Here is a 14,389-nt window from a genome sequence, read left to right on the forward strand (position 1 = left end):
GTAAAGATAAAAAGTAAATAATCTGCCAGCCTGACGACTCAGGCTGGTTTTAAGTCGTAGAGGCTAAGCCGGTGTATGGGCGCGATTCAGGTATCTGAGTGGCTCTCTGGTTACGGGCACAGCGCTTTTGCAGTTAAACACAGATATGAGTTAGTCAGCCATTATGGAAAATATCAAACAGCTACTCGTTGAGCTCGAGCAGGCGGGGATCCGGTTATTTTTGCAGGGTGGGGCATTAAAGTCCAAAGCCAAAAAAGGGGCCATCACGGTCGATATCGCAAAGCAGATCAAACAACATAAAAGTGCCATTATTGACGCGCTGGCTCAGTACACTGAAGCTTCCGTCGTGAGCCCGGTGGCGCGTCGTGAAGATCTCAGCAGTTACCCGCTATCGTTTGCACAGCAGCGTCTGCATACGCTGGATCAAATTCAGGGCGGCTCCAGCGAATACCACATGCCGATGGTGTTCAGGCTCACAGGCCAGATTGATGTCGCGCTGATAGAGCGTGTGTTTCGCGAGATAGTGACACGTCATGACGTACTCAGAGCGGTATTTCGCCAGTCTGAACACGGCGTGCAGCAGTTATTGCTCGACCCGCAAGACTTTTGTGTGACGCAAGAGGCCGTGACGACACAGAATGACGCGACCGGGATTGAACAGTTTATTAGTGATGCGGCCGGACAGCCTTTTAATCTGGCTCAGGACTTTATGCTGAGGGTGCGTTTTTTAGCCTTGAATGCGGATGATGCCGGAGTGTTGTTTATCAACATGCACCATATCGCTACCGACGGCTGGTCCATGGACATACTGATCCGGGAGTTCTTCACACTTTACCATGCTTATGGCTATGGCCAGCCAAATCCGCTTCCCGAATTAACGATTCAATACGCCGATTATGCCCAGTGGCAGCGCGACTGGCTTCAGGGCGAAGTGCTGCAAACTCAGCTCAATTATTGGCAGCAACAGCTGGCCCAGTTGCCCCGGGTGCATGCGCTGCCACTCGATTTTCCGAGGCCTGATGTCAAAGCTTACCAGGGAGAAGTGGTGTCACAGCCGCTTGGTGCCGAGCTGTGCCATAAGCTGGCAGCGCTTGCCCGACGTTATGAATTGACTCCGTTTATGCTGATCCATGGTGCTCTGGCGCTGGTACTTTCCCGCAACAGCAATCACCATGATATTGTGATTGGCACACCGGTGGCCAACCGTCGTCAGGTTGAGCTGGAATCTTTGATTGGCTTTTTTGTCAATACCCTGATCCTGAGGGTGGACACGCAGGACCAGCCACTAACGGATTATCTGGCACAATTGAGGCAAGTGCACTTAGATGCTCAGTCGCATCAGGATCTGCCATTCGAAAAACTGGTTGAGGTACTGAAAGTCCCTCGTAGTACCGCGCACAGTCCACTGTTTCAGATCATGCTGACCACCAATTCAGACTATGGCGTGAGTGAACCGCACTCCGACACCACAGAGCTGGCAGGGTTATCTATTACCCCAATGACCGGTAGTGGTGCGACAACCAAGTTTGATCTGGATATCAATGCCTCAATGAGTGATGAAGGCGGCGTCATTGAATGGACGTATGATGTGACCCTGTTTAGCCGCGAACGCATTGAAACCCTGGCGAGGCACCTGGATAACACACTGATGTTCCTGGCGGAACTGGATAGCGACAGGGCGGCCAATACTTCAGCTATTACTATGTTGACGGAGCCGGAGATTGAGCAACTCAGTCAGTTTAATAATAACGCCGTTGAATATCCGCAAGGGCTTTGTATTCATGAGCTGTTTGAGGCTCAGGCAGAGCAAAACCCCGAGCGTCGCGCCGTACAACACGACGCGACGTCGCTGAGCTATGGTGAACTCAATGCCCGGGCAAACCAGCTGGCGCATTATCTGAGATTTGAACATCATATCAGTCCGGATTGTCCGGTGGGCGTTTGCCTGGAGCGTGGCGTAGACATGGTCGTCGCAATGCTGGCGATTCTCAAGGCTGGTGGCGCCTATGTGCCGCTTGACCCGGCGTATCCGTCAGAACGACTGGCTTATCTGATTGAAGATGCCAGCCTGAGTGTTGTCCTGACCCAGCAAAGTCTGACTAACACGGTGGCGCTGCCGGGTGCACACGCGGTGATGCTGGACGAGTTGGTTGCTCAAGGGCGTGCCTTCTCTCATTATTCCACAGCGAACATTGGCCGCAATGAAAGCGGTGTGACGGCGCAACATCTGGCCTATCTGATCTATACCTCAGGCTCTACCGGAAAACCCAAAGGGGTGATGATTGAACACCGAAACACGGTGGCCATGCTGTACTGGGCCCGTGCCGCTTTTAACGATGAGGCGCTACGCCGGGTGCTGGCATCGACCTCGCTGAACTTTGACTTGTCTGTTTATGAAATCTTCCTGCCGTTGAGCTTTGGTTTTGAAGTTGTGGTGGTTAAAAATGCCCTGACGCTGGCAGATGAACAGCTGGATATCAGTTTGATCAACACCGTACCGTCTGCGATGAAGGCATTACTCGATGTTGGTGCATTGCCCGACAGCCTGACGACCGTCAACCTGGCTGGAGAGCCGTTAACCGCCCAGCAGGTGAATCAGATCTTCGCAGCTTTGCCAGATGCTGAAGTGTGCAACCTGTATGGGCCATCGGAAGACACCACTTATTCAACCTGTGCGCGTTTTTCCGGGCAATTAGCATCCGTCCCCGATATTGGTTACGTGATAGCGAACAGCCAGGCCTATGTGTTAGGCAGTGCGATGGAGCGGTTGCCAGTTGGGTGTGTCGGAGAGCTTTATCTGGGTGGTGCGGGTGTCGCGCGGGGTTACTTGAACCGCCCCGATCTGACCGAGGAGCGCTTCATCGCCAACCCTTATTATCAGGCAGGCGAGCACGATAACAGCCCACGCTTGTATCGCACAGGGGATTTAGTGCGTTATCGCCAGGACGGGCGACTGGAGTTTATTGGACGCAGCGATGATCAGGTGAAGATCCGAGGTTTTCGTATTGAGCTGGGTGAGATTGAGCATCGCCTTAATCAGCTTGAAGATATTGCGCTGTCGCAGGTCCTGGCGCGCACGCTGGCCGATGGTCAGCAGCAACTGGTGGCCTATGTACAGCCTTGTCTCACATGTGAGACAGCGCAGGATGAAGCGCAACAGGCAAGCTGGATAGCCGATATTAAAACGCGCCTGGGTCAACAACTGCCAGCCCATATGGTGCCAGGTTTGTTTGTGGTGATGCCACAGTGGCCACTGACACCAAACGGCAAAATTGATAAAAAAGCCCTGCCCGCGCCCGATGCACTGCAACAAAGCAGCGCCCAATACGTTGCGCCAGAAACACAGCTGGCCTGCTTGCTGGCAGGTTTATGGGCTGAACTGCTGGGGCTGGAACAGGATCAGATCAGTGCCACCGCCAACTTCTTTGAGCTGGGTGGGCATTCACTGTTGATTATGCAACTGCTGGCCAAACTCCAGCAGCACAATCTTAATAGCAGCGCGCAACAGCTATTCCAGGCTAAGGATCTGGCCGCGATGGCTGCCGTTATTGACGAGGCGGATGATGCGTTTGCTATTCCTGACAATCGCATCCCGGCGCACTGTGAGGCCATCACTCCTGAGATGTTGACGCTGGCAACGCTGGAACAACCAGAAATAGAGGCCATTGCAGCCGCCGTGCCTGGCGGGATGCGCAATATTCAGGATATCTATCCATTAGCACCGCTTCAGGAAGGGGTACTGTTTGTGCATACCCTCAACCCGGAGCATGACCCTTATGTCACCACAGCTAGTTTTGAGTTTGCCTCAGCAGACAAGCTGGCCGGGTTTGTGACGCAGCTGAATTGGCTAGTGCAGCGTCATGACGTGCTGCGCACCGCAGTGTTCTGGCGAGGCCGGGAACAGGCGATGCAGGTGGTGCTACGTGAAGCGACATTACCTGTGACTGAGCTGGCACTGAGTGGCGACGACGACGATCTTAAAGCACAGTTTGCCCGCTACGTGGCAAGCGGACCACATGGCTTTGACCTAGAATCAGCACCGCTTATCCAGTTAGTCACCAGCTCGCAAGACGAGCAGGGGCGTACCTTTGCCATGCTCAAGTTCCATCATTTGATTACGGATCATGTTTCTTTAGAGATCCTGATGAATGAACTCGAAGCCGATGATGTACAGACACTGCCCGCACCTTTACCGTATCGAGAATTTATTGCCCGCTCTATGGCGCAAAGCGCGTTGCTGGACACGGCCGAGTTTTTCACTGAATTACTGGGTGACATCGACACCCCAACTCTACCCTTTGAACTGGCTCAGGTGGCAGGCGATGGCAATGCGGTGGTTGAATACACCCAGTCGTTAAGTGCAGCACAATCTGAGCAGATCCGCACCTTAAGTAAGCGTCATCAGTGCAGCCCGGCAGCTGTGTTCCATCTCGCCTGGGCGCAGGTGCTAAGTGCCTGTTGTGGCCGCGACGAAGTGGTGTTTGGCACTGTGATGTCAGGCCGCATGAATGGCATGGCTGGCATCGAGCGGATGATGGGCATGCTGATCAACACTCTGCCAATTCGCGTGTCTTTGGGTCAGCAGGCTGCCCATGTGGCACTGCAACAAGTCAATGATGCGTTGCGGGCGCTACTGCCTTATGAGCAGGTTTCGCTGGCTGAAGCACAAAGTTACAGCGGGATTGACGGCAATACGCCTCTGTTCAGCGCGATTTTGAATTATCGTCATTCAGCGACTCATGCAGATCCTGAACAAGCACAGGAACAAACCGACCCTGGCATTGCCTTACTCAGCACCCGTGAGCGCACCAATTATCCGTTTGACTTGTCGGTGAATGACCTGGGTGAGGGAGACAGTTTCAGTCTCGATTATCAGATTGAGCAAAGTGTACCGGCAACGCGGATCGCTGCGCTGATGGAGACGGCGCTGAGCGCACTGCTCACGGCGCTGGATGAACACTCTGAGCAAGCCGTCGCAACCCTGGCTGTATTGAGCAAGCCAGAGCTGACTATGTTGGATAACTGGCAAAGTCATGATGCCGATTATCCGCGTAGTGCCTGTATTCATGAAGTGTTTGAGCTGCATGCCAAAGCCACGCCGGATAATATTGCCGTGCAACTGGACAGTGAAACGCTCAGTTATGCCCAGCTGAACGCCAAAGCCAACCAGTTGGCGCGTTACCTGCGTGACATTCATCAGGTGAGCGCAGGTACCCTGGTCGGATTGTGCATTGGCCGTTCGGTCGACATGTTAGTTGCCAGCTTAGCCATACTCAAAGCGGGCGGTGCCTATGTCCCGCTGGACCCGAACTATCCGCAGTCGCGACTGGCGTATATGTTAGAGGACACGCAGCTGACGGTGATATTGACTGAGCAGGCACAGCAACAGACGCTGGCTTTCAGTCCGCTAAGCAAAGTTGTGCTGGATGATACACACCGCGCCTGGTCAACACTGAGCGATGAAGATTTGCCACGCGCTGTCGGGCTGACGCCGCAATCGCTGGCATACGTGATTTATACTTCAGGCTCCACAGGCACACCTAAGGGTGTCATGACGCCCCATCGTGCAGTGAACCGTCTGGTCCATGCGCCGAACTTTATGACGCTGGACACAGAGACTGTCTTCTTGCAAAGCGCTAATATTGCCTTTGATGCCGCGACGCTGGAGATCTGGGGGCCACTATTAAATGGCGGGCGCTGTGTCTTGTATCCGGATAGCCTGATCACTCTGCAGGGACTGAATGCCGTATTGAGTACGCAGGGGATCACGGCGTTGTGGCTGACCTCTGGTCTGTTTACAGAATGGAGTAAGGTCTGTGGTGAGCTAGATACTGACAGGCTTGCGTTACAAAGCGTGCTGGCTGGGGGCGATGTCCTGAACCCACAAGCGGTTAGTGCCGTGCAGCAGGCATTGCCTGAGGTCACGGTGATCAACGGCTACGGCCCGACGGAAAACACCACCTTTACTTGTTGTTATCCAGTACCACGAGATAGCGACGTCAGCGCTGGCGTGCCAATCGGCCAGGGTGTTCAAGGCGATAAATTACTGATTTTAACACCGCAAGGTCGCCGGGTGCCGCAAGGGGTGGTCGGTGAGCTGTGTGTGGGGGGAGATGGCCTGGCACTGGGTTATCTGAATCAGCCCGCGCTGAGCAAAGAGCGCTTTATTCACAACCCGTACGCTAACGAAACCGGGCAACCCGAACTCCTGTATCGCACGGGTGATCTGGTGCGCTGTAATGATGATGGGTTGATCACCTATGCAGGTCGCCTGGATGATCAAATCAAGATCCGGGGATTCAGGGTTGAGCTGGGTGAAATCGAACGTCAGCTGGAAGCACTGGATGATGTGACTCAGGCTCTGGTAACCATCAGAGTGCGAAGTGAAGGTGACAAACAACTGGTTGCGTATATTGAATTGAACGCCGGTTGTGAGCAGGTTGACCCCCGTGAACACACGCAGGCGCTGGCAACGGCCTTGGCCGCTCAATTGCCCGCGTACATGATCCCTACGGCGTTTGTGTTGGTGCAGGAGTGGCCATTAACCCGCAATGGTAAAATTGACAGACAGGCACTGCCAGAGCCTGATTTTAGCCTGATGCAGGCCGACTATGTTGCGCCGGCCAATGAGCTGGAAGATCAGCTGGTGGCCATCTGGTCTGAGCTACTGAACCTGCCGCCTGAGCAGATCAGTACGGGTGCTAACTTTTTCGAACTGGGTGGCCATTCATTGTTGGTCATGAAGTTACTTCAGCAGCTGAATCAGCGACTTGAGATTGAGCTGCAAATTGCCGATTTATATCGCTGCGAAAACATCCAGCAAATTGCCGGGTTTATAGGCTCGGTGCAGGCCATCCATAACCAAGCTGAGCCGCAGTGCGAAGACAACGATGAATTTGAGGATTTTGAGCTATGAGTGTTGAGTTGCTTTTTCAACAACTACAACAGGCGGGTGTTATTTTTCAATCTCAGGATAAAAAAATCACCCTGAAGCTGCCCAAGGAGATGGACAGCCAGCTGAAGCGCCAGCTGGCAGAGAACAAAGACGCACTTAAAGCGTTTTTACATCAGCTCTACGCCCGCAGTCATAAGCGTCCGGTGTTGACCAAAACGGCCGGTAACAATGCACCCTTGTCTTTTGCCCAGCAACGCTTGTGGATGTTAAACGAACTGCATGGTGGCAGCGCGCATTACAACATGCCACAGATCTATCAGGTTGAAGGCCAGCTGGAGCCGGTGCTGGTCGAACAGGCACTGGCGCGGATCGTTGAGCGTCATGAAGTGCTGCGTACGGTGTATCAGTCGCAACAAGGGCAAGCTACTCAGGTTGTTTGCGATGATGTGGCCTTTACATTAACCTGTGTCGACTTGAGTGATCATGACGAGCAGGCAGCGCAACAGGCGTTGGATTCTTTGATCCAGGACGACGCCCGGACGCCTTTTGATTTGAGTCAGGACCTGATGATCCGGGCAACCTGGGTAGATTTAGGGTTATCCGCAGATCAGACACAGGCACAGGGTTACCTGTTGCTCAACATGCATCACATTGCGTCGGATGGCTGGTCGATGGCGGTGCTCAGCCAGGAGTTTTTTGCACTGTACGCCAGCCTGACACAAGGCAAAAGCTGTCCTCTGCCAACACTGTCACTGCAATACAAAGACTACGCACAGTGGCAGCGCGCCTGGTTAAATGATGAAGTGCTCGCCTCCGGGCTGGATTTCTGGCGCCGCACCCTAGCTGACATTCCTGCATTGCATGGCTTGCCATTGAGCTACTCAAGGCCTGCTCATAAGGGCTATCTGGGGGGCAAGTATGATGCCTCATTGGATGCGAACGTCGCCAGTGCGCTTGGCCAGCTTAGCGAGCAATATCAGCTTAGTCCTTTTATGCTGATGCATGGAGCGCTGGCACTGACTCTGGCGCGTTTTAGTGGCAGCTCGGACATCGTCATAGGCACGCCAGTTGCCAATCGCAGTGATGCACAGCTCAGAGAGTTAATTGGCTTTTTCGTAAACTCCCTGGTGCTCAGAGCAAGTACAGAACATGAGACACTGGCAGACTTTTTGGCGCATATTCGCAGCGTCAATCAGCAGGCACAGTCCCATCAGGACGTACCGTTTGATCAGGTGGTTGAGGCTCTGAATCTTGAGCGTGACAGTGCTCATACGCCTTTGTTTCAGATAGTTCTGACCACCAATTCAGACTATGGCGTTGCCGCCGAGCAAGCCTCCGGCGTGGCTTTGCCCAAGCTGAGTATGACGCCGCTGATGAGCGATGAGCCCATTTGTAAGTTTGATATAGAGCTTAACCTGAGCCTGGATGAGTCGGGCGTCACGATTAACTGGTTATACGACAAAGCCCTGTTCAGCCCTGAATTGATTGCACGGTTTAACGCGCAGCTGATGGCGATCATTGAACGTCTGGCCGATGCAGCGAGGCGTGGCGACAATCCGTTGCTGAATCAAATCAACGTACTGCACTCGGAGGAGGTGACACGGCAAAAGGCGCTGATGGCACCAGGCAAGCTGGTTGAGGCAGCGCAATTAACCGTGACTGAGCTGTTTAGCCAAAGTGCAAACCGCGCAGCGCAGCATGTGGCTCTGGTTTGTGGTGAGCAGCAGCTGAGTTATGCTGACCTCGATTTGGCTTCTAACCGGCTGGCGCGTTATCTGGTCGCGCAAGGTCGCCAGGCACATATCGGGTTATTGTTACCGCGCGGCATTGAAATGGTCGTGGCCATGCTGGCGGTGCTAAAAAGTGGCGCAACCTATGTACCGCTGAACCCGGATTATCCGCAATCTCGAATTGATCACATCATGGCTGATGCTAAGCTGCAACACGTGATCACTTGTGAAGCGCACCGTGATTTAGTCAGTGGCAGTTCGGTACAAGCGCTGGAATTGACACCTGAGCTGACGATTGCCGGGTGTGATGAATTTGCGCGTTTTGGTTCAGCCCCCGTTACAGCATCTCAGCCCGAACCACAAAGCGCTGCTTATGTGATTTATACCTCAGGCTCGACGGGCTTGCCTAAAGGCGTTGTGGTGCCGCATCGGGCTATCAGCCGTCTGGTAATGTCGCCGAACTTTATGACATTGGATCAGGATACAGTCTTTTTACAAGCCGCAAACGTGGCCTTCGATGCGGCCACATTGGAGATCTGGGGCCCGCTGCTCAATGGCGGGCGTTGCGTGCTTTATCCAGAAGCGCACATCACACTGGAGACGCTGGATCAGATTATTGAAACTCAGCAGGTCAATGCCATGTGGCTGACTGCCGGGCTATTCAGTGAGTGGAGCAAAACATGTGGTAACGCGCCTGAGCGGTTGCGTGCTTTGCGCACGGTGCTGGCCGGGGGCGATGTGCTGGAGCCTCAGGCGGTGGCCCGGGTGCAGAAGGCGTTACCTTACGTACAAGTGGTCAATGGCTACGGGCCGACGGAAAACACCACCTTTACCTGTTGCTATCCGGTACCTGCCGACTTTGACCCGGCAACTGCCGTACCGATTGGCCGGGCACTGCAGGGTGACAGTGTGGTGGTGCTGAACGGCAATGAACTGGTGCCGCAGGGCTGTGTCGGGGAGCTGTGTGTCAGTGGTCCCGGACTGGCGCTGGGCTACTTAAATTTAGCAACGCTGAGCGAAGAGAAGTTTACTGCTAACCCTTTTTACGACGAGGCCCAGCCAGATGCCTATCAGCGCCTTTATCGCACCGGCGATTTAGTGCGTATGCGCGGCGATGGTGTGGTTGAATACATTGGCCGTACTGACGATCAGGTTAAGATCCGGGGTTTTCGGGTTGAGCTGGGCGAAATTGAGCAGCATATCTCACAGCTTGATGAGGTCGCCAGTGCGCTGGTGGTTGTTAAAGGAGACACCCACAAGCGGCTGGTGGCCTATGCAGAGTTGACAGCCGCTGCGCGCGAGGATGGCAGTACTGACAGCATTCAGTTAAGTCAGACTCTGGCACGCATTTTACCAAGCTATATGGTCCCGGATGCGCTGGTGCTGGTGACACATTGGCCATTGACTGGCAACGGTAAAATAGACCGCCGTGCACTGCCTGAGCCCGATGTTATTGATGCGCAAGCTGCGTATACAGCGCCTGTCAGTGCCGCTGAGCAGGTTATGGTGGAAGTATGCGCTGAGTTGCTTGACCGTGACCCAGCGCAGCTCAGTATCTCGGCCAACTTCTTTGCGCTGGGTGGCCATTCGCTGCTGGTGATCCAGCTGATAGCGCAGCTCAAAGCGCGCGGCTATCAGGTTGACAGTCAGGCGTTATTTACCAGTAGTAGCCTGGCTGAGATGGCGGATTTACTCACAGCAGACACCGGGCAGGGGTTTGTGGTACCCGAGAATCCGATCAAACCGGACTGCACGGAATTGACGCCAGAGTTGCTGAATTTGATCACATTGGTGCAAGATGAGATAGATGAGATCACGGCACAAGTGCCGGGCGGGGCCACGAACATCCAGGATGTATATCCGCTTGCGCCGCTGCAGCAGGGGATCCTGGCAATGCATACCCTGAGCGATGGTCGCGACCCTTACGTGACGACCATGGCTTTTTCTTTCTCACAGCCAGAATTATTATCACTACTGGAAGCACAGCTTAATACCCTGATTGCCCGTCACGACGTATTGCGTACTGCGATTTTATGGCGCGGCCGCACAGAGCCGGTTCAGGTGGTACTGAGAGCTGCACAAATTGCTGCGCAATGGCTGCCAGTGAAAGCCGGGCAGGACGTGCAAACGGTATTCGAGAACTACGTTGCCCAGGGTGCGCACCGCCTTGAGCTTGAGTCTGCCCCTATGATGCAGCTGCAGGCCATGGAGGATAAGCACACGCAGCAAATTTATGCGGTGCTTAAAGTGCACCACCTACTGATTGACCACGTATCGCTGGATATCCTGATGGCGGAGCTGGTCCAGATTGAAAGCGAGGGAGCTGCCAGTCTGTCTGCTGTCACGCCGTATCGTCACTTTATTGCGCGGGTGCTGCATGACCAACAGCATCACGACAGCCAGCAGTATTTCAACGCACAGCTGGGAGATTTTGACCAACCAGCTTATCCGTTTGGGCTCAGTGAGGTAAACGGGGATGGGGTCCACATTGATGAATTTAAACAGCGTATCCCGGCTGAGCTTGCACGCCGGATCAGGCACTACGCAAAAAGTCAGGCCATGAGCCCGGCGGCGTTATTTCATCTGGCCTGGGGCCGGGTGGTTGCCGCCTGCGCGGGCCAGCAAGATGTGGTGTTTGGCACTGTATTATCGGGGCGGATGCAAGGTGGTCCTGAGATGGCACAAATGCTGGGTATGATGATTAATACTTTGCCGATCCGTGTGACGCTTGATCAGCGCACCGCGCGGGAGGTCCTGCATGACGTGCATGCTGCCCTTCAGGCGTTGCTGCCGCATGAGCAGGCACCGCTCTCTGAGGCCATGCAGGCTTCGGGCGTGGAAGGCAATATGCCGCTGTTCAGCGCAGTACTGAACTATCGTCATTCTCACGACGTCAGTGCGCCAGACGAACAGGCTGAGCTGAAACTGTTGGGTGTGAAAGAGCGCACCAACTACCCGTGTGTGATGTCGGTCGATGACCTTGGTTGCGACTTTTCCCTGACACTGCAAGTGGACAGCAGCGTTCAAGGCAAGCGTATTAATGACTACCTGGTTACGGCTCTGGGTCAGTTGCTGGAGAGGCTCGAAAGTGACTCACCGCAGCCGGTTGCCACCCTGCCAGTGTTGCCAGATGACGAGCAGCATCGTTATCTGAGTGAGTGGAATGATACAGAGCAAAACTATGCGCGCGAGGCGTGTGTGCATCAGCTATTCGAACAGCAGGTTGCAGCGACACCGGGCAACATTGCATTGCGCTTTGAAGCTCAAACCCTCACTTATACTGCGTTGAATAGCAAGGCCAATCAGCTGGCGCACTATTTGCGAGACACCCATGGTGTTGGGCCGGATTCACTGGTTGGCTTATGCGTGGAGCGCTCGTTTGAAATGGTAATTGGCATTTGGGGTATTCTTAAGGCCGGAGGGGCTTATGTCCCGCTGGATCCTGAGCTACCGGCAGCACGACTCAACTATCTGGTTGAAAATGCCCGTGCCGATGTGGTGCTTAGCACTCGCGCGGTGGCCAATCGTGTCGTACTGGGAGAGGCCACGGTTGTGGCATTGGACGGGTTTGATTTTGATGCCTATGACGAACGCAATATTGCGGCGAGCGACATCGGACTTAGCGCGCAGCATCTGGTTTATATGATCTATACCTCAGGCTCAACAGGCAAACCCAAAGGTGTGCTGCTGGAGCATCAGGCGCTGCATAACCGCATCGACTGGATGGACAAGGAATATGGCTGTGATACTTCAGACAAAATCCTGCAAAAAACGCCCTACAGCTTTGATGTTTCGGTCTGGGAGTTTGTCTGGCCTATGCTCAAAGGTGCGGAGCTGGTGATTGCCAAACCGGGTGGGCACAAAGACCCCACTTATCTGAGCGAGCTGATCACAGCCACAGGCGTGACTAAGCTGCACTTTGTGCCCTCGATGTTAGGCGTGATGCTGGAGCATGGCGATCTGAGCCGCTGCACTTCAATACAGCAAGTGTTCTGTAGTGGCGAGGCATTGCAGATAAGCCATGTTGAACAATTTAAGGCGTGTTTGCCAACGGCACAGCTGCACAACCTGTATGGGCCAACGGAAGCGGCTATCGATGTCAGTTATTGGGATTGTGCGCAACCCCATGGCAGCAGCGTCCCTATCGGTAAGCCGATACAGAATATTCAGCTACTGGTGCTCGATGAAGCGCTTAATCTGTTGCCTCAGGGAGCTTGTGGCGAGTTGCATATTGGCGGGGAAGGCCTGGCGCGTGGCTATCTGAATCGCCCTGAGCTAACCGAAGAACGTTTCATTACGAACCCATTTTTCGATGCCAGTGCAGCGAACAGCAGCCCGCGCCTCTATAAAACCGGTGACTTAGTGCGTTACCGTGAGGATGGCAACATTGAATACATGGGCCGGATGGACCATCAGGTGAAGATCCGTGGCTTGCGCATTGAGCTGGGCGAAATTGAGTTTTATATCGGTGAGCACAGCGACGTAGACTCTGCGCTGGTCATGGCTTTGACGGATGAATATGGCAATCAGCGGCTGGTGGCGTATGTGAAACCGTTACGGGCGTGTGATGAGCAGGCATTAGTTGTAGCCATCAAAACACAACTCAGCGAGGCGCTGGCCGAGTACATGGTGCCCGACAGCTTTATGTTTGTCAGTCAGTGGCCGCAAACACCAAACGGGAAAATTGACCGTAAGGCCTTACCTGCGCCCGAATTGACGGGACTGGCTGGTGGCTATGAAGCGCCACAGGGTGACACCGAAGTGATGCTCGCTCAGGTCTGGGCCGATGTGCTCAAGCTGCCGGCCGAGCAGATCAGCCGCGATGCTAACTTCTTTGCGCTGGGTGGCCATTCACTGCTGGTGATGAAGTTGGTGCAGAACATCGACCAAATCTTTAAAACCCACGGTATTGCCATCAACAAAGTGGTTGAGCGACCCATACTCAGCGCCATGGCGCAGCTAATCGAAGATCACAATGACCACGAATGGCAGGCCATTCGCCCCGTGTTATCACTGGACTTCGATCCGGCAGCAACGATTTATCTGGCTCCCGGTGCGGGCATGACTAGTGGTGGTTATATGGATCTGGCGCGGGCATTACCTCAGGTTCAGATCATGAGTCTGGAGCCGGTGGGAATGAGCGAGCAGGACCCGGATATCGACAGCTGGGAGGCACTCATCCATTGCTACGCCGATGCCATTATCAACGAGCGCACAGCGCGTGGTGCGCAGAATGAGCCAGCGGTGCTGATGGGCCATAGTTCAGGCGGCGCAGTGGCATTTGCAACGGCACTCAGACTGGAGTCATTAGGGTGTCAAACACAACTGCTACTGTGTGAGTGTTTAGTGGCAACCGATGATCAGGCACAGTTCGAAATCAGCGATGCCGAAAAGCAGGAACTTATGCTGTCGTATGCCAGAGAGTTGAAACCCGAAGACAGCGAGGAGCAGCTACTTTCCTGGCTGAGTCTGGCCATGACACAGCGGTTGTTCAATGTCTATTTCCAGCAGGTTGACTGGTCACGGCGCTACCAGCCTGAGACGAGCCTCAACGGCGCGGTCAGCATGATCAATACGCCTGAGCTGGGTGACGAATATTGGGCGCAAAAGCAGGCACAGTTGCAGGCATATGTAAGTAAACAAATCACGACCATCAACACTCAGGGCAAACACGTCACTATGGTGAAAAGTCCTTATGTTAGTGGTCTGGCAGACAAACTCATGACGCTACTGGCATGAGTTAACAGCACCAAAAAACAGGGTC

At 54.1% G+C, this 14,389-nt stretch carries 2 protein-coding genes; both read left to right on the forward strand.

Features of this window, described 5'->3' with window-relative positions; all coding sequences use genetic code 11:
- Positions 1–163 precede the first annotated feature (163 nt).
- Positions 164–6,916: a non-ribosomal peptide synthetase gene (locus tag AT705_RS23450; protein WP_058798733.1), complete on the forward strand. Its 6,753-nt coding sequence runs from the start codon at positions 164–166 to the stop codon at positions 6,914–6,916.
- Positions 6,913–14,364, forward strand: coding sequence for a non-ribosomal peptide synthetase (locus tag AT705_RS23455; RefSeq protein WP_058798734.1), 7,452 nt, complete (start codon positions 6,913–6,915; stop codon positions 14,362–14,364). Before AT705_RS23450 ends, AT705_RS23455 begins: the two co-directional genes overlap by 4 nt.
- The last annotated feature ends 25 nt before the right edge of the window (positions 14,365–14,389 follow it).

The organism is Pseudoalteromonas rubra, from assembly GCF_001482385.1.
GTDB lineage: Bacteria > Pseudomonadota > Gammaproteobacteria > Enterobacterales > Alteromonadaceae > Pseudoalteromonas > Pseudoalteromonas ardens.